Source organism: Pseudomonas sp. GL-RE-26, from assembly GCF_019956275.1.
In the GTDB taxonomy this organism is placed as follows: domain Bacteria; phylum Pseudomonadota; class Gammaproteobacteria; order Pseudomonadales; family Pseudomonadaceae; genus Aquipseudomonas; species Aquipseudomonas grandcourensis.
The window spans coordinates 605,679-624,330 of sequence record NZ_JAHBDI010000011.1; the positions used below are offsets into that span (position 1 = coordinate 605,679).

At 59.8% G+C, this 18,652-nt stretch carries 13 protein-coding genes; 11 read left to right on the plus strand and 2 right to left on the minus strand.

The features are described 5' to 3' along the window. Window positions 1-13: 13 nt before the first annotated feature. From bioB to KGB07_RS10350, 7 genes are all read left to right on the plus strand, one after another. Window positions 14-1,069, plus strand: coding sequence for a biotin synthase BioB (bioB, locus tag KGB07_RS10315; protein WP_223465310.1), 1,056 nt, complete (start codon window positions 14-16; stop codon window positions 1,067-1,069). Window positions 1,070-1,228: 159 nt separating this feature from the next. Continuing rightward, window positions 1,229-2,407, plus strand: coding sequence for an 8-amino-7-oxononanoate synthase (bioF, locus tag KGB07_RS10325; RefSeq protein ID WP_046039424.1), 1,179 nt, complete (start codon window positions 1,229-1,231; stop codon window positions 2,405-2,407). Then, window positions 2,400-3,131, plus strand: coding sequence for an alpha/beta fold hydrolase (locus KGB07_RS10330; RefSeq protein ID WP_046039426.1), 732 nt, complete (start codon window positions 2,400-2,402; stop codon window positions 3,129-3,131). The genes bioF and KGB07_RS10330 overlap by 8 nt, the downstream gene beginning before the upstream one ends. Continuing rightward, window positions 3,124-3,936, plus strand: a complete 813-nt coding sequence (bioC, locus tag KGB07_RS10335) for a malonyl-ACP O-methyltransferase BioC (RefSeq protein ID WP_046039428.1) — start codon at window positions 3,124-3,126, stop codon at window positions 3,934-3,936. The genes KGB07_RS10330 and bioC overlap by 8 nt, the downstream gene beginning before the upstream one ends. Next, window positions 3,933-4,613 carry a dethiobiotin synthase gene (gene bioD, locus KGB07_RS10340; protein ID WP_046039429.1) on the plus strand — a complete coding sequence of 227 codons (681 nt, stop codon included), beginning with the start codon at window positions 3,933-3,935 and terminating at the stop codon, window positions 4,611-4,613. The genes bioC and bioD overlap by 4 nt, the downstream gene beginning before the upstream one ends. Before the next feature lie 123 nt (window positions 4,614-4,736). Further along, entirely contained in the window at window positions 4,737-5,033 is a 297-nt protein-coding gene (locus KGB07_RS10345; protein ID WP_046039431.1) for a hypothetical protein, read from the plus strand. Between the two features lie 278 nt (window positions 5,034-5,311). Beyond that, window positions 5,312-7,117 carry a phenylacyl-CoA dehydrogenase gene (locus KGB07_RS10350; RefSeq protein WP_008051571.1) on the plus strand — a complete coding sequence of 602 codons (1,806 nt, stop codon included), beginning with the start codon at window positions 5,312-5,314 and terminating at the stop codon, window positions 7,115-7,117. Between the two features lie 71 nt (window positions 7,118-7,188). Here KGB07_RS10350 and KGB07_RS10355 read toward each other — a convergent pair whose 3' ends face one another. Beyond that, window positions 7,189-8,964, minus strand: a complete 1,776-nt coding sequence (locus KGB07_RS10355; protein WP_223465311.1) for a hypothetical protein — start codon at window positions 8,962-8,964, stop codon at window positions 7,189-7,191. A gap of 1,109 nt (window positions 8,965-10,073) precedes the next feature. Here KGB07_RS10355 and KGB07_RS10360 point away from each other — a divergent pair. The 4 genes from KGB07_RS10360 to KGB07_RS10375 all read left to right on the plus strand — a co-directional run bounded on the left by KGB07_RS10360 (window position 10,074) and on the right by KGB07_RS10375 (window position 17,489). Then, the gene (locus KGB07_RS10360) at window positions 10,074-12,209 is read left to right on the plus strand and encodes a cytochrome-c peroxidase (protein ID WP_223465312.1); all 2,136 of its coding nucleotides are present in this window, start codon (window positions 10,074-10,076) and stop codon (window positions 12,207-12,209) included. A 151-nt stretch (window positions 12,210-12,360) separates the two neighbouring features. Further along, window positions 12,361-13,653, plus strand: a complete 1,293-nt coding sequence (locus KGB07_RS10365) for a GGDEF domain-containing protein (protein ID WP_046039434.1) — start codon at window positions 12,361-12,363, stop codon at window positions 13,651-13,653. A gap of 85 nt (window positions 13,654-13,738) precedes the next feature. Then, complete coding sequence (locus KGB07_RS10370; RefSeq protein WP_046039435.1) at window positions 13,739-15,535, plus strand: acyl-CoA dehydrogenase C-terminal domain-containing protein; 1,797 nt, start codon at window positions 13,739-13,741, stop codon at window positions 15,533-15,535. Between the two features lie 175 nt (window positions 15,536-15,710). Continuing rightward, window positions 15,711-17,489: an acyl-CoA dehydrogenase C-terminal domain-containing protein gene (locus KGB07_RS10375; RefSeq protein ID WP_046039437.1), complete on the plus strand. Its 1,779-nt coding sequence runs from the start codon at window positions 15,711-15,713 to the stop codon at window positions 17,487-17,489. A gap of 227 nt (window positions 17,490-17,716) precedes the next feature. On the opposite strand, the gene KGB07_RS10380 is transcribed toward KGB07_RS10375, so the two are convergent. Next, on the minus strand, window positions 17,717-18,646 hold the full coding sequence (locus tag KGB07_RS10380) for a LysR family transcriptional regulator (RefSeq protein ID WP_046039438.1): 930 nt from the start codon (window positions 18,644-18,646) through the stop codon (window positions 17,717-17,719). Window positions 18,647-18,652: the final 6 nt, after the last annotated feature.

Genomic DNA, 18,652 nt, shown 5'->3' on the forward strand with positions numbered 1-18,652 from the left:
AAAGGAAACGCCCATGAGTGCCAGCACCACTGCAACCCTGCGTCATGACTGGACTTTGGCCGAAGTCAAAGCACTCTTCGTTCAGCCATTCAATGACCTGTTGTTCCAGGCGCAGACGGTGCACCGTGCGCATTTCGACGCCAACCGCGTCCAGGTGTCGACCCTGCTGTCGATCAAAACCGGCGCCTGCCCGGAAGATTGCAAATATTGTCCGCAGTCCGGTCACTACAACACCGGCCTGGAAAAAGAAAAACTGATGGAAGTGCAGAAGGTCCTCGAAGAGGCCGCTCGCGCCAAGGCCATCGGTTCTACCCGTTTCTGCATGGGCGCGGCGTGGAAGCATCCGTCGGCCAAAGACATGCCGTACGTGTTGAAGATGGTCGAAGGCGTGAAAGCCCTGGGCCTGGAAACCTGCATGACCCTCGGTCGCCTGGATCAGGATCAGACCGAAGCGCTGGCCAAGGCCGGCCTCGACTACTACAACCACAACCTCGATACGTCGCCGGAGTTCTACGGCAGCATCATCACTACCCGCACCTACGGCGAGCGCCTGCAAACCCTGGCGTATGTACGTGATTCGGGGATGAAGATCTGTTCCGGCGGCATTCTCGGCATGGGCGAGTCGCTGGACGACCGCGCCAATCTGCTGATCCAGCTGGCCAACCTGCCGGAGCATCCGGAGTCGGTGCCGATCAACATGCTGGTGAAAGTCGCCGGTACACCGCTGGAAAATGCCGACGACGTCGACCCGTTCGACTTCATTCGCATGCTCGCCGTCGCGCGCATCCTGATGCCGCAATCCCACGTGCGCCTGTCCGCCGGCCGCGAAGCCATGAACGAGCAGATGCAGGCCATGGCGTTCTTCGCCGGTGCCAACTCGATTTTCTACGGCGAAAAACTGCTGACCACTGCCAACCCGCAGGCCGACAAGGACATGCAACTGTTCTCGCGTCTGGGCATCCTGCCGGAAGCTCGCGAAGAGCACGCCGATGAAGTGCATCAGGCGGCGATCGAGCAGGCGCTGGTGGAGCAGAAGAGCAGCGAGCAGTTCTATAACGCGGCCGTCTGAATCCAACATTTATTCCTCTGAAGGAATGCAAAACCCTGTGGGAGCGAGCCTGCTCGCGAATGCGGACTGACATTCAACATTGATGTTGGCTGACTAGACGCCTTCGCGAGCTGGCTCGCTCCCACAGGGGACATGTGTCATTTGATAGTCGAGGCCTGCATGTCTTTCGATCTCGCCGCACGCCTTGCCGCCCGTCGTGCCGAAAACCTCTACCGCCAGCGCCCGCTGCTCGAAAGCCCACAGGGGCCCCAAGTGGTGGTCGATGGCCAGCCGTTGCTGGCGTTCTGTAACAACGACTACCTGGGCCTGGCCAATCATCCGCAAGTGATCGAAGCCTGGCGTGCCGGCGCTTCGAAGTGGGGGGTGGGCGGAGGGGCATCACACCTGGTTATCGGTCATAGCTCCCCGCACCATGCCTTGGAAGAAGCGTTGGCCGACCTGACCGGTCGCCCGCGCGCGTTGCTGTTCACCACCGGCTACATGGCCAACCTCGGCGCGGTCACTGCGCTGGTGGGGCAGGGTGATACGGTGCTCGAAGACCGGCTCAATCATGCGTCGCTGCTCGACGCGGGGCTGTTGTCCGGCGCGCGGTTCAATCGCTACCTGCACAACGACCCGGTGAGCCTGGCCAAACGCCTGGAAAAAGCCACCGGCAATACGCTGGTGGTCACCGACGGCGTGTTCAGCATGGACGGTGATATCGCCGACTTGCCTGCGCTGGCCCGAGAAGCCAAGGCCAAAGGCGCCTGGTTGATGGTCGACGATGCCCATGGTTTTGGACCGCTGGGCGCCAACGGTGGCGGCATCGTCGAACACTTCGGCTTGAGCCAGGATGACGTTCCGGTGCTGGTCGGCACCCTCGGCAAGGCGTTCGGTACGGCGGGTGCCTTTGTCGCTGGCAGCGAAGAGCTGATCGAAAGCCTGATCCAGTTCGCCCGCCCCTACATCTACACCACCAGCCAGCCACCTGCGCTGGCCTGCGCCACGTTGAAAAGCCTGGAACTGCTGCGCAGCGAACACTGGCGCCGCGAGCATTTGCAGACGCTGATCCGCCAGTTCCGCAAAGGTGCCGAGCAGATTGGCCTGGAACTCATGGACAGCTTCACGCCGATCCAGCCAATCATGATCGGTGACGCGGGGCGTGCGGTGCGCCTTTCGCAAATGCTGCGCGAACGCGGGTTGATGGTGACCGCGATTCGCCCGCCGACCGTACCCGCCGGCAGTGCCCGTCTGCGGGTCACGCTGACGGCTGCCCACAGCGAGGTTCAGGTACAGCTATTGTTAAATGGACTGGCCGATTGTTTTCAGCAACTGAAGCCGGAGCCAAGCCATGCGTGATCGTCTGATTCTGCTGCCCGGCTGGGGGCTTGGCGTTTCACCGCTGGAGCCTCTTGCGGCGGCCTTGCGCGGCCTGGATGAGCACCTGCGCGTCGAGATCGAGCCGTTGCCGGAGCTGGGGTCGAGCGATCTTGAAGAGTGGCTCGATGAGCTTGATTCGACGTTGCCGCAAGACGCCTGGCTTGGTGGTTGGTCATTGGGCGGCATGCTGGCGTCCGAGTTGGCGGCGCGTCGTGGTGATCGTTGCTGCGGGTTGCTGACGTTGGCCAGCAATCCCTGTTTTGTGGCTTGGGCCGGTTGGTCCCATGCCATGCACGAAGAGGACTTCAAGGCCTTCCTCAGCGGATGCCGTTTGAATCCGGAGGCGACCTTGAAACGCTTCAGTCTTCTTTGTTCACAAGGCTCCCCCGACCCACGCTCGCTGGCTCGCCTTTTGTTGGCTGGCGCTCCCAAGTCCTCGGCTTCGGCGCTGCTCAGTGGATTGGAGCTGTTGGGTGGGTTGAGTACACGCCAGGCTTTACTGGATTTTCAGGGGCCGCAACTGCATCTGTTCGCCGGCCTCGACGGGTTGGTGCCGGCGGAAGCGGCGGGCGAATTGTTGGCACTGCTGCCGGATGTCGAAATCGGTCTGATTGAACAGGCCAGCCACGCGTTTCTCCTGGAGGATCCCCACGGTGTGGCGGGGGCGATCCAGGCCTTTTTGCATGAGTCCGGTGATGACTGATTTATCCCTTCCCAACCTGCCCGGCGCCTTGCCCGACAAGCGCCAGGTTGCAGCATCATTCTCCCGCGCGGCGGCCAGCTACGACAGCGTGGCCGAGTTGCAGCGTGATGTGGGCAGACAATTGCTCGGGTGCCTGCCGCAGGACTTCGTACCGCAGCGTTGGCTGGACCTTGGCTGTGGCACCGGGCATTTCAGTCGTACCCTGGACGAGCAATTTCCGGGCAGCCATGGTGTGGCGCTGGACATCGCCGAAGGCATGCTCAACCACGCCCGGCCACTGGGCGGTGCCGCGCATTTCGTGGCCGGTGATGCCGAGCGTTTGCCACTGCAGGATTCGACCTGCGACCTGGTCTTCTCCAGCCTGGCCGTGCAGTGGTGCGCGGACTTCGACTCGGTGCTCAGTGAAGCTTTTCGAGTGCTGAAGCCGGGTGGCATTTTCGCGTTTGCTAGTCTGTGTGTAGGGACGTTGTTTGAATTGCGTGACAGCTGGCGCGAAGTCGACGGCATGGTGCACGTCAACCGCTTCCGGGAGTTTGGTGTTTATCAGCAGTTGTGTGCGGCCAGCGGCTTGAATGTGGTCAGTCTGCAAAACCTTGCGCACGTGCTGCATTACCCGGATGTGCGTTGCCTGACCCATGAACTCAAGGCGTTGGGTGCGCACAATCTCAATCCCGGGCGGCCGGGTGGCTTGACCGGCCGGGCGCGGATTCTGGGTCTGATCGAGGCTTACGAACAGTTTCGTCAGGCCCAGGGCCTGCCGGCGACTTATCAAGTGGTGTACGCCGTCTTGGAGAAACCCTTATGAGCGCAGCCTATTTCATCGCCGGTACGGATACCGATGTCGGTAAAACCACGGTCGCTGCGGGGCTGTTGCATGCGGCGCGTTCGGCGGGTTTGAGCACGGCGGCGGGCAAACCGGTCGCGTCCGGTTGCGATGTGACGCCCAAGGGCCTGCGCAACGCCGATGCGCTGGCCTTGCTGGCGGAGTGTTCGCTGCCGCTGACCTATACACAGGTCAATCCGATGGCCTTCGAACCGGCCATTGCCCCGCATCTGGCGGCGCGAGAGGCGGGTGTGGCGCTGACGGTGCAGTCGTTGCTGACGCCGATGCGGCAGATTCTGGGCATGCAGGCGGACTTCACCCTGATCGAAGGCGCCGGCGGCTGGCGCGTACCCTTGGCGGATCAGGACAATCTGTCGGACCTGGCCATCGCATTGAAGCTGCCGGTGATCCTGGTGGTCGGTGTACGCCTGGGGTGTATCAGCCATGCCTTGTTGACCGCCGAAGCGATAGCCCGGGACGGTTTGCAACTGGCGGGATGGGTGGCCAATATCATCGACCCGAAGACCTCGCGGCTGGAAGAAAACCTGGCTACCCTTGCCGAGCGCCTCCCGGCGCCGTGCCTGGGGCGTGTGCCTAAACTCAAGGCCGTTACGGCCGAGGCAGTGGCCGAGCACTTGCAACTGGACCTGTTGGACTGAAGTTTGTCGCATGGGGGTTTTGCCTATGACAAGGCACTGTGCCATTAGTGTTTTTGACGGGTGTTTTGCCGGCCACTCTGCTTCAATGGCCGCTGTTGATCCTTTGAAAGGACGAGTTCTCCCATGGAAATCTCAGGAAACACCGCTTTTTATGCCGGTCTGAGCACCATTCAGACAGGGCAGAACCGTGTCGATCAAGCCGCCGGGCAGATCGCCAACACCACCATCGAGCGTTCGGTCACCAGCCAGTCCTCCGAGGCACAGGTCGATCGTCTGCGATCGGTTGATCGCAGCCAGCAATCGGACCTGGCCAGCAACGTGGCCGAAATGGCCCAAGGCAAGATTCAGGCGGAGCTGGGCGTGAAAGTCGCCAAGGCAGCCGACGAAGTGCTCGGGACGTTGATCGATACCTACGCCTGATTATTTACAGAATCCGCACCCTCCAGCGCCGCGCCTGTTCGCGGCGTTTTTCTGCGTAAGTCTTTCTTGTTCAACTAATCTTTTCGGTGCGGCGGGCTGCTTCGCAAGCGCGGCTGCGTTGTCGCGTGCCTGTGTGTCCAATCCTGCGATGACGAACGGCAAAAGATCGACGCTTGACAAGATTTGGGCGTAAACGTATGTTTCAAACAACTGTTTGATCGCAACAACAAATCCATGCGGTCGTTCATTCCCGGTTACATCAGCAGAGGTTTATCGCTATGCCTGACTACAAGGCCCCCTTGCGTGATATTCGCTTCGTTCGTGACGAGCTGCTCGGCTACGAAGCGCACTATCAGAGCCTTCCGGCTTGTGCCGACGCAACTCCGGACATGGTTGACGCCATTCTCGAGGAAGGCGCCAAGTTTTGTGAGCAGGTACTGGCTCCGCTGAACCGCGTGGGCGACATCGAGGGTTGCACCTGGAGCGAGTCCGGCGTCAAGACCCCGACTGGCTTCAAGGAAGCCTACAAGCAATTCGTCGAAGGTGGCTGGCCGAGCCTGGCTCACGACGTAGAGCACGGTGGCCAAGGCCTGCCGGAGTCCTTGGGTCTGGCGATCAGCGAAATGGTTGGCGAGTCCAACTGGTCGTGGGGCATGTACCCAGGCCTCTCGCACGGTGCGATGAACACCATCTCCGAGCACGGCACCCCTGAGCAGCAAGAGGCTTACCTGACCAAGCTGGTTTCCGGCGAGTGGACCGGCACCATGTGCCTGACCGAGCCGCATTGCGGCACCGACCTGGGCATGCTGCGCACCAAGGCCGAGCCTCAGGCCGACGGTTCCTACAAGGTTTCCGGCACCAAGATCTTCATCTCGGCCGGTGAACACGACATGGCCGATAACATCGTCCACATCGTACTGGCCCGCCTGCCGGATGCACCGGCTGGCACCAAAGGCATCTCCCTGTTCATCGTGCCGAAGTTCATGCCGAACGCCGATGGTTCGGTTGGCGCGCGTAACGCTGTGTCCTGTGGTTCCCTGGAACACAAGATGGGCATCCACGGCAACGCCACCTGCGTGATGAACTTCGACGGCGCCACCGGTTTCCTGATCGGCCCGGCGAACAAAGGCCTGAACTGCATGTTCACCTTCATGAACACCGCACGCCTGGGTACCGCGCTGCAAGGCCTGGCCCACGCCGAAGTCGGTTTCCAGGGCGGCCTGAAATACGCTCGCGACCGTCTGCAGATGCGCTCGCTGACTGGCCCGAAAGCGCCGGACAAAGCCGCTGACCCGATCATCGTGCACCCTGACGTACGCCGTATGCTGTTGACCATGAAGGCATTCGCCGAAGGCAACCGTGCGATGGTTTACTTCACCGCCAAGCAGGTCGACATCGTCAAGTACGGTGTGGACGAAGAAGAGAAGAAGAAAGCCGACGCACTGTTGGCGTTCATGACGCCAATCGCCAAGGCCTTCATGACCGAAGTCGGTTTCGAATCGGCCAACCACGGCGTGCAGATCTACGGCGGCCACGGCTTCATCGCCGAGTGGGGCATGGAGCAGAACGTCCGCGACAGCCGCATCTCGATGCTGTACGAAGGCACCACCGGTATCCAGGCACTCGACCTGCTGGGCCGTAAAGTGCTGATGACCCAAGGCGAGGCTCTTAAGGGCTTCACCAAGATCGTCCACAAGTTCTGCCAGACCAACGAAGGCAACGAAGCGGTTCAAGAGTTCGTCGCTCCGTTGGCTGCACTGAACAAGGAATGGGGCGAGCTGACCATGAAGGTCGGTATGGCTGCCATGAAAGATCGCGAAGAAGTTGGCGCGGCCTCCGTGGACTACCTGATGTACTCCGGTTACGCCTGCCTGGCCTACTTCTGGGCTGACATGGCACGCCTGGCTGCCGAGAAACTGGCTGCCGGCACTTCCGAAGAGGCGTTCTACACCGCCAAGCTGCAGACTGCGCGCTTCTACTTCCAGCGCATCCTGCCGCGTACCCGCACTCACGTCGCAACCATGCTGTCGGGCGCCAACAACCTGATGGACATGAAAGAAGAGAACTTCGACCTGGGCTACTAAGCCTTAACTTCAAAAAAGCCGCCGCTTCCTCCGGGAGCGGCGGTTTTTTTTGCGCGGTGGTCAGGCCTTGCTCACCATGGCGTCGGGTCGAGAGGGCCGACGCCAGTCGGGGTGCCCACGCCTTCTCCGTTACGTATGAACGGCAGGTGCCAGAAGTCGTTCGGGACGACGGGATCGCCAGGCTTGACGCCTTCCGGAAAGATGAACTCGAACACCGGCGCCACATACTGTCCGGCAATCAGTCCATTGGCGACGGTCAGCCTGCTCGCGTTCTGGATGCAACTGTCCACGCCGACCTGGGACAAGCTTAGCTGTGGAACGCAAAGTGACCGCGCAACGACGCGCAAGGTACGTGTCGGCTGGCTAAGTAGCCCGGTGGGCGCTTTGGTCGCGCGTAATCTGGCGCGTTGTGGCTGTGGGCCCGTGTTCTGTGTGGTAATACCGCCCGAGGCTCCCAGGCAACTGGCCGCAAGGCCCAGCGCAGGGTTGCACTCACCTGTCATCTCATAGGGTGTCGCCCAGCGATTGGTTTGCACACCTGTCGATGGATTGACATCGATCAGATAGATGTCGACCGGGGTCTGGATGTCGGTGGTGGAGGCTTCAAGGAAAATCCGGTCCTGCGTCTCCTGGGCTACTCCGTTGATGGCCGTTGCGGCCGGGTCGGCCGTACCGATGCCAAACTCCCCGATAGCCAGGTAGCTGGGCTGCGAACCAGGCTGAGTGTAGATCCCGACATTCGCCTCGATCGTGTGTGCAGAGATGAAGTCCGGGAGGCCCGTTGTTGCTGACTTGAACAGAGTACCGGACCAGCTGATGAAGTCGCCGACTTCGAAGGGTGCCTGTTGTGTCGGGTCGGAGTCCGTCGCCGTGCGTGTAGCATCGCTGAATCTCTTCATGACGTACTGGCTGCAATAGACCTGCCCCACCGCTGGACCCGAGAGCTCTCCACTGGCCGGAGGCGTGACGCCGGCCTGGCTGAAGTTGCGGCAGTTGTTGGTCGTGGTCGGGGTGACCACTTTTGGCCGGTTTTTCTGTGGGCAGAGCGCATCGTCCCCGGAAATCGTGCGCGGCACGCACATCGGGTAGCCGGTGGCGGCATGGATGGTCGGGTTGGCATCATCGACGGAGAAGCGTGGGTCGGGGCTTTGGGCACGGCCAAAACGTCCAGTCGGATCGTTGATCTGAATGATCGTGGGTTGCGTCGGGTTCCCGCTGTCAACTTCGAGGTTGCCATTGGTGTAGTCGATCCGGGTGATGATACCGCTACCCGCATTGACTGATTGCTGGGAGACAAAGATCAGCCCGGCAATTTGCTTGTTGGAGACAGTATTACCTACCACATGGATCTCGAACGAGGGGTAGGCTGCCGGTGATTTTCCGAGCGCCAGCGTTCCACCCCTGACGAAGTCGGCCCAGGTCAGGGTATTGGCCGGCATCTGCATAACGGTGTTGCAAGGGACAACAATCGTGACGCCGTTCAACTGGACGGTCCCCCCAAAGCGGCCCGGGTTGCTGGTATTGGGGCAATTCGCATTGGTGGTGTCCAGGGTCATGTTTTGGATAAAACCGGTAACGTCAAACCCATGAATCGCAGTCGGGTTTGTAAAAATCGGATCGGGCAGTGTGGGTGTCGTGAACGGCGAGGGCAAACCCGGGGGCTTGGCAGTCCCGCCACCGCCGCCACCGCCAGCTCCGTTTTTGGCAAATGCATCTCCACCGGCACCAATGGCCAGTGCGACAGCGACGGCACTGGCGAGCAGGGCATGCCGACTGAAGATGCCGTTGAATCGTTTGTGAGGCAGCAGCGGTATGGCGAGCGTTTTTTCGAACAAAGATAAGCTCATGGCTCACTCCAGAATCTTGCAGGACCAATTGCCGGCCGATCGAGATCGCGGATCTGCTGATGCGCTGAATCCTGCGCAAGAAAAACGCAAAGCCGTGAGTGTCGAATTGGGGCTCGATCCGGCGGGATAAGTGCCTGTGTACTGTCGTCACTTGCCGTTCGGATGCTTTCACCTGCGTTGCGTTGGCCGGTTACGGACGCAAACGCGAGAGACATTTCCTTGAGCCTGAGGGGCTCATAGCAGTAGTCGTGCCTGATTGGTTCAGTCGCTTGTTAGCCAGCAAAAATGCGGGCTGCGCTGATGTTGGTGGTATACACATAGTTATATGTTAAGTGGTTAACGCCAAAGTGGGTGGGGATATATACCCAAGTTTGGAGTGGTGTGAAAAATTTTAGTAAGTGTCTCCATTGGTTTTGATTGAGAAGTGTTGCCTGTTAAATACTACTAAGGTCTTATGTGTGCAGGAAGGGGTGTTGAAGAAGATGATGAAAGAATAGGCTTGTATTGGCGGTATGAATAAAAAAGGTAATAGCTAGCGCAGTACAACTTGCGCACGAATGGATTTTATATGCCTGATAGACGGTTCTATTGGCTGGCGATGCGGTTTTTTACAGGTGTTTTTTAAAGTACCGCTTTCACCGGGGTGTTTGGATTGGCAAATACTCTGCCAGGTTCAAGAAACGCAGTCTGGTGGCGTGATGCCCTTTAAATGCTGGCTTTAGAGACCGTTGGTGATCGCCTGATGCGGGCTGTTTGGGGAATTACACCCAATAATGGGGTGAGGTTTAACCATAACTGAGGAATAGTGCGCAGTTTCTGTTGTTTGTAGGGTTTATTGATTTGGCTTAAATAAAAATATTGAAATTTTCATGTTGAAATATTTTATTGCGGCTAGAGTTGCATCAAGCGCTACCCCAGTGGTGCGAAATATCATTCTTTAAAATGGCCCGAGCCACGAGAGTGCTTTGCCAGTCAGGTCTCGCATTGCCCATGCAACTTCAAGTTGATGTGGTTACTCCAGCGAGCAGCAAGATTCATGGCGATGAACTCATCTCGCAACAGGGCAACCGCGGAGCCTGACTACTCCGTACTGAATCGGGAACGTCGTCATGTTTAAGTATTTGAGCATCTTTCGAACCACCTGCTTGCCCCGTGCGATGTTGATGACACTCTTTGCCATGGGCCTGCCCGTCATGAGCGTTTGGGCCGCAGACCCGGTCGTTCCGGCCGTGCCGGACGTGCCCAGCCTGCAGTCACTGCGCGGCATGACGCCTCCCGACCCTTCAGGAACCGAAGGCGGGCGCAAGGTCGACCTGATGGCCGACTACGTGCTCAATCGCTCAGCGGCCGTTTTCCTGGGCAAGGCACTGTTCTGGGACATGGAGATCGGCAGTGACGGCTCCACCGCTTGCGCGTCTTGCCACTTCCACGCGGGTGTCGATCATCGCACCACCAACCAGATCAACCCGGGCCAGGCGAACACCAACGCGAACGTCTCGTCGATCTTCAACAAGCCGTTTACCGCGTCGGATATTCCGGGCGACGTGCCGAGCTACACCACCAGGTCCGGTGGCAAAGGCGGTCCGAACTACCTGCTGAAGAAAAGTGACTTCCCGACCCACGTGCTGGCCGATCCGCTGGATCGCAACTCGGCGATTGTCTATTCAAGCGATGATGTGATCGGCTCCCAAGGCGTGTTCGACGCCAACTTCGTCAAGCCCAATCAGTCGCGGTTCGACAAGTGCATTCAGCAACCAGACGGTATCTTCCAGGTGGGCGGTATCAATGTTCGCCGTAGCACAGGGCGTAACGCACCGACGGTGATCAACGCTGCGTTCAACGTGCGCAACTTCTGGGATGGCCGGGCCAACAACGTATTCAACGGTTTCTCACCGTTCGGCAATCGCGACCCTGACGCCGGGATTTTCGTGACGAGCGATCGCAGTGGCGTGGCGACCAAAGTCAGGCTGGCGCTCAAGGATGCTTCCGCCGCCTCGCAAGCGGTAGGGCCGCCCGGCAGCCCGGTGGAAATGTCCTGCGGTGGGCGTACCTTCGCCGACATTGGCCGGCGCATGCTCGATACCTTGATACTCAAACAGCAACGGATCTCGTCAACCGACTCAGTACTCGGGCCGGTGTCCCGCGGCCGTCGGCCGACTTACCGTGAACTGATCAAGAACGCGTTCCAGCCGCGTTTGTGGAATGCCACGCAGCAGGTCTTGTTGGGCGACGCCCCCTACACCCAGATGGAGGCGAACTTCCCGCTGTTCTTCGGGCTGGCGATTCAGATGTATGAGTCCACGCTGATCTCGGACCAGGCGCCGCTGGATGCTTATTTGCAGGGCGATCATGCGGCCATGAACGACCAGCAGGTCCAGGGCATGAATCTGTTCCTGGGCAAGGGCAAGTGCGTCAGTTGCCACGGCGGCGCGGAATTGACCAACGCCGGCAGCCGCTTGCTGTTCCATCCTCGGGAACGGATCGAACGCATGGTCATGGCCGACAACCTCACGACGCTCTATGACAACGGCTTCTACAACACCGGGGTGCGTCCGACCTCGGAAGACCTGGCGCTCGGCGGGGCGGATGCCTGGGGCAATCCGTTGTCTTTCACTCGCGAGTACAACACCGTACTCCAGGGCGGCCAGATCCCTGACCCGCTGGAAGTTGATGTGTGCACCTTCGAAGTGCCTTTGAGCCCGGCCATCCCTTGTGATGCGACGCTCAAGCCCAATGTCGGTTTTCGCGATGCGGTCGATGGCGCCTTCAAGACACCGACCTTGCGCAATATCGCGTTGACCGGACCGTATTTCCACAACGGCAGTCGCGCAACGCTGCAACAGGTGATGGAGTTCTACAACCGCGGCGGCGACCGGCGTGGTGAAGATGCCAGCAACACCAGTGGCTTCGAGCACCCGGCGGTCAACCAGCACAACGGCTCGAACCTCGATCCGGACATGACTCGGCTGAACCTCACCCCGGTTGAAGTGGATGCGCTGGTCAAGTTCATGGAAGTCGGGCTGACCGACCCTCGGGTCGCGTGGGAACGGGCGCCGTTTGACCATCCATCGCTGGTACTGCCACAGGGCGAAAAGGGTGATGAAAACTCGGTCGGGCAAAAACCGGCCAGTCCGAAGATCACTACCCGGCAGGCGCAGGACGCCGAAATTGAGCTCAATCCGGTCGGTGCCGAAGGTCGCGCAGCGCTGGAAGGGCCGCTGCAACCGTTCAACAACGACCTGTAACTGTATTTGCCCTTGCGTCACTGGCGGCTGATGGCTGCCAGTGACGACTTTTTACAAATACCTCAGTATTTCACTCAGTAAATCGGGGGGGCTGCCGTTAAAGTGGTGGGCACATTGCCATCTATTGATCTGACGGGTCGGAGCTTTACCCTTGCCGCGCTCATCTGCTGTACGTTTCAGTCATTTCCTGCCGTCATTAGTACTGTTACTGGCGGGGCTTGCGGCTGCTTACATCAAGGATCTGAACGTCTTCTTCACGTCGCTGTTCAACGTGCTGCCTACCCTGGTGCTGTTGCTCGGTGGTGCCTATTGCGCGGTGTACCGACGCCAGCGTGAACTGTTTCTGATGGTCACGGTGTACATCGCCTACTTCCTGCTCGACACCCAGACCGACTATTACCGCGACAACGGCAAGGTGCGTGACGATGCCGCCGTGGTCTTTCATTTGTGTTGCCTGCTGCTGCCGCTGCTGTTTGGCGTGTTCGCGGCGTGGCAGGAACGTACCCATCTGTTCCAGGACATGGTGGCACGCTTCGCGGTTTTGCTCGCGGTCGGCAGCGTGACGCTGGCGCTTGAGCAAAGTTATCCACACGCGCTGCTGATCTGGCTGTCGGAGATTCGCTGGCCTGCCTTGCATGGCGCCTGGATGAGCCTGATCCAGTTGTCCTATCCGGTGTTCATTGCGGCGTTCCTGCTGCTGGCCTGGCAATACTGGCGCAACCCGCGCCCGCTCCATGCCGCGCAATTGGTGGGGCTGCTCGGGTTGTTCTGGATGTTGCCGAAAACCTTCATCCTGCCGTTCACGCTGAACATCATGTGCAGCCAGGTGATGCTGATGATCGCCGCCGCCGTTGCCCACGAAGCCTATCAAATGGCCTTCCGCGACGAACTGACCGGGCTGCCGGGCCGTCGTGCGCTGAATGAACGCATGCAACGGTTGGGGCGCAACTACGTGCTTGCCATGAGCGACGTCGACCACTTCAAGAAATTCAACGACACCCACGGCCACGACGTCGGCGACCAGGTGCTGCGACTGGTGGCCAGCAAACTGTCGAAAATCGGCGGTGGCGGTAAGGCTTATCGCTACGGCGGTGAGGAGTTCGCCCTAGTGTTTGCAGGCAAGACCCTCGAAGAGTGCATGCCGCATCTTGAAGTGATCCGCGAGTCCATCGCCACTTACAACATTCAATTGCGAAACCAGGAAAATCGCCCGCAGGACGATCAGCAGGGGCGCCAGCGGCGTGCCGGTTCCGGTGCGTCGAGTGTGTCGGTGACGGTCAGTATCGGCGTCGCCGAGCGGATCGATCAGCGCACCCCCGAAGAGGTGCTCAAGTCCGCTGACCAGGCGCTCTACAGCGCCAAAGGCGCCGGGCGCAACTGCGTGATGGCGTTCGGGCAGAACCGCCGTGGCGCCGTGCGCATGGACGCCGCTACGGTTGAGTGATGATGGCGCATTCAGCGAGCGCAAAGTGATTGTGAGGCGTGGTCGGCAGCAGTAGGTTGGAGAAATCTGCCGACGGAGAATGACCATGCCCGAGTACAAAGCTCCCTTGCGCGACATGCGCTTTCTGATCGACCACGTCTTCGACTTTCACCGCAACTACGCCGCACTGGGGGCCACCGATGCCAGCCCGGACATGGTCAATGCGATCCTCGAAGAAGGGGCGAAGTTCTGCGAAAACGTACTGTCGCCGCTCAACCGCAGCGGCGATGAAGAAGGCTGCCATTTCGACAATGGCGTGGTCACCACACCCGCGGGCTTCAAGCAGGCATTCGCTCAATATGTCGCGGGCGGCTGGCATGGCCTGGCGGCGGATCCGCTTTACGGTGGTCAAGGGTTGCCGATCTCTCTGGGCCTGGTGATCAGCGAGATGGTGGGGTCCAGCAACACCTCATGGGGCATGTACCCCGGCCTGACCCACGGTGCGATGTCGGCGATTCACGCCCATGGCACCGAGGCGCAAAAGCAGACCTATTTGAAGAAGCTCACCGCTGGCCAATGGACCGGCACCATGTGCCTGACCGAAGCCCATTGCGGCACCGACCTGGGCATCATCAAGACCCGCGCCGTACCTGCGGCCGATGGCAGCTACGCGATCTCCGGCAGCAAGATCTTCATCTCCGCCGGCGAGCACGACATGAGCGCCAACATCATTCACCTGGTGCTGGCCAAATTGCCGGATGCGCCGGCCGGGACCAAGGGCATTTCGCTGTTCATCGTGCCCAAGTTCCTGCCCGATGCGGCGGGCGAAGCGGGCGAGCGCAACGGCGTGTCCTGCGGCTCGATCGAACACAAAATGGGCATCAAGGCCTCGGCCACCTGCGTGCTGAACTTCGACGAGGCCAAGGGCTTCTTGATCGGCGAGCCGAACAAGGGCCTCAACTGCATGTTCACCATGATGAACCACGCGCGGCTGGGTACCGGCATGCAGGGGCTGTGTCTGGGGGAGGCGAGCTTCCAGGGCGCGATCAAATACGCCAACGACCGTTTGCAGATGCGCTCGTTGACCGGCCCGAAAGCGCCGGAAAAAGCCGCCGATCCGATCATCGTGCACCCTGATGTGCGGCGGATGTTACTGACCATGAAAGCCTTCAACGAAGGCAACCGCGCGCTGACCTACTTCACCGCGCAGTTGCTCGACGTTGCCCACCTGAGCCCGGATGAAACAGCGCGCCAGGACGCCGAAGATTTGTTGGCGTTTCTCACGCCGATCTGCAAAGCCTTCATGACCGACACCGGTCTGGAGGTGACCAACCACGGCATGCAGGTGTTTGGCGGCCACGGGTTCATTCGCGAATGGGGAATGGAACAACTGGTGCGCGACTGCCGGATTGCGCCGATCTATGAGGGTACCAACGGCATTCAGGCGCTGGACTTGCTGGGGCGCAAGGTGCTCGGCAGTCAGGGCAAGCTGTTGCGCGGCTTCACCAAAATCGTCCACAAGTTCTGCGCGGCGAACGCCGAGCATCCACAACTGGCCGGGTATGTGGCGCAGCTCAATCAACTGAACCAGCAGTGGGGTGAGTTGACTACCAAGGTCGGTATGGCAGCGATGAAAAACCCTGACGAGGTCGGTGCCGCGTCGGTGGATTACCTGATGTACAGCGGTTACATCATCCTCGGCTACCTGTGGTTGCGCATGGCGCTGGTGGCTCAGGCGCAGCTCGATGCGGGCAGCGACGATGGCGATTTCTGCCGGGGCAAACTGGCGACCAACGAGTTTTACTTCAAGCGTCTGCTGCCACGCACTGCCGCTCATCGTGCGGCCATAGAGGCGGGTAGTGATTGTCTGATGCAACTGCCGGCGGAGTTGTTTGCGCTTTAGTCATATAAATCCGTTACAAAGAAGCTCGCCTTGCGCGGGCTTTTTTGTTGATGACTAAAAATAACAAAATGGTCATGAGTTGACCCTATGTGTCGCAAAAGTTGTTGGGTTACACTCCGACCCAACGAAAATACTCTTCCTGTGAATCACCTGTATAGATCTTGCGAGGTTTGCCATGGCTGACTACAAAGCGCCCCTGCGCGATATGCGCTTCGTCCTCAATGAAGTTTTCGAGGTCGCCAAACTCTGGGCCGAACTGCCTGCACTGGCTGAAACCGTGGATGCAGAAACGGTCGAAGCCATCCTGGAAGAAGCCGGCAAAGTCACCAGCAAAAGCATCGCACCGCTGAGCCGTGCCGCTGACGAAGAAGGTTGCCATTGGGCGGACGGTGCCGTCACCACGCCGGCAGGTTTCCCACAGGCCTATCAGACCTACGCGGAAGGCGGCTGGGTCGGTGTCGGTGGCGATCCGTCCTACGGCGGCATGGGCATGCCCAAAGCCGTTTCGGCCCAGGTCGAAGAAATGGTCAACTCCGCCAGCCTGTCGTTCGGCTTGTACCCGATGCTGACCGCTGGCGCTTGCCTGTCGATCAACGCCCACGCCAGCGAAGAGCTGAAAGCCGCGTACCTGCCGAACATGTACGCCGGCATCTGGGCCGGTTCCATGTGCCTGACCGAGCCGCACGCCGGTACAGACCTGGGAATCATCCGTACCAAGGCAGAGCCTCAGGCCGACGGTTCCTACAAGGTCAGCGGCACCAAGATTTTCATCACCGGTGGCGAACACGACCTGACCGAAAACATCATCCACCTGGTGCTGGCCAAGCTGCCGGATGCACCGGCGGGGCCGAAAGGCATTTCGCTGTTCCTGGTACCCAAGTTCATGGTCAATGCCGATGGCAGCCTGGGCGCGCGCAACCCGGCGAACTGTGGCTCGATCGAGCACAAGATGGGCATCCAGGCGTCCGCGACCTGCGTGATGAACTTCGATGAAGCCGTGGGTTACCTGGTCGGCGAGCCAAACAAGGGCCTGGCGGCGATGTTCACCATGATGAACTACGAGCGTCTGGGCGTCGGTATTCAGGGCCTGGCCACGGGCGAGCGCTCGTACCAGAACGCTGTGGAATACGCCCGTGACCGTCTGCAAAGCCGTTCGCCGACCGGTGCACAGAACAAGGACAAAGTCGCTGACCCGATCATCGTCCACCCGGACGTGCGTCGCATGCTGCTGACCATGAAAGCTTCGAACGAAGGGGGCCGTGCGTTCTCCACCTACGTGGCGATGCAACTGGACACCGCCAAGTTCAGCGAAGACGCCACCACCCGCAAGCGTGCGGAAGACCTGGTGGCATTGCTGACCCCGGTGGCCAAGGCGTTCCTGACCGACCTCGGCCTGGAAACCACCGTACACGGCCAGCAGATCTTCGGCGGCCACGGTTACATCCGTGAGTGGGGCCAGGAGCAACTGGTGCGTGACGTACGCATCACCCAGATCTACGAAGGCACCAACGGCATTCAGGCGCTGGACCTGGTCGGGCGCAAGATCGTCGGTAGCGGCGGGGCGTTCTACAATCTGTTCGCCGACGAGATTCGTCACTTCACGGCGACCGCCAGCGCGGACCTCGCCGAGTTCACCAAGCCGCTGAACGACGCGGTGACCACCCTCGATGAACTGACCGCATGGCTGCTTGACCGAGCGAAGAGCAATCCGAACGAAATCGGCGCGGCGTCAGTCGAGTATCTACAGGTGTTCGGCTACGTGGCGTACGCCTACATGTGGGCCCTGATGGCCAAGGCGGCTTTCGGCAAGGAAGCGCAAGACGATTTCTACGCCAGCAAACTGGGCACGGCGCGGTTCTATTTCGCCCGCCTGCTGCCGCGCATTCACTCGTTGAGCGCGTCGGTGAAGGCCGGTAGTGAATCGTTGTTCCTGCTGGATGCAGGACAATTCTGATGAAGTAACGTTATGTAAGCATTCTCTTACATAACGTGCTGCTGTTCTCCCATAGATGCAAATTGGATCCACAGCTAATCTACTTCTCATGGACGTAGCGCAGGAAGCGCAAAGCAACAACAGGGACACGTAGGATTCTGCCAGGACGGTGGAGTGAAATGGATGTCAGGGAAACAGTCTGCAAAGCCCCGCTTCGGCGGGGTTTTCTTTTGCCTGAAGAAAAGTTTTCAGCTTGTCCCATCCAGCGTCTGCACGCTGTTCAGGCGTCCATCCGGGCCGTTTATCACCTCTTCCAGCAATGTCCGCAGCAATGCCAGCGAGGCCTGTTGCCGTTGCACATCCCGACACACCAAACCGACTTTCAGCGGCACTCGAGGTTCGCTCAGGGGTTTCCACAGCAATTCGTGGTTGCCATGGGTCTTTTGCGAGCGTCCGGGCAATACCGTCGCCAGGCGCGTGTGGGGCAGGCTGTCGAGGATGCCGGCCATGTTGTTCAGTTCGGCTTGCACCTGTGGACGACGACCAAGGCTTGTCAGCTGTGCCTGCCAGATCTGCCTGATCTGAAACTCTTCGCCCAGCAGTAACATCGGCAGTTCGGCAGCCTGACTCATGGACACTTTCTTGAATTCACGCAGCGGATGCTCTGCCGGGATGACCAGGGTCAGTTCATCTTCGTACAGCATCACGCCATGCAAGCCAGGCTGGCGGGGCGGCAGGTAGCCGATGCCGATATCCAGAGAACCGTTGAGCAGTCGCCGCTCGATTTCCAGCCCGGTCAGTTCATAGATCTGCACCACCAGATGCGGCTGCGCCTTGCGCACCCGCTCGAGCATCTGCGGAACGAGGCTGGTGTGCACGGTCTGTAATACACCGATGGCCAGGGTGCGCAGCGCCTGACCCTTGAAGTTGCCGAGCGCTTCCCGTGCCCGTTGCAGACCATCGAGCAAAGGCAGTGCGTGGTTGTACAGCGTATGGGCCGCGAGGGTCGGCAACAGGCGTTTGCTGCTGCGCTCGAACAGGCTCACCTCGAGGTTTTGCTCGAGGTGGCGGATTTGCTGGGACAGCGCCGGCTGGGAGATGGACAGGCGTTCGGCGGCCCGGCCCACGTGGCCTTCTTCATAGACCGCGACGAAATAACGCAGTTGCTTGAAATCCATAAGTAT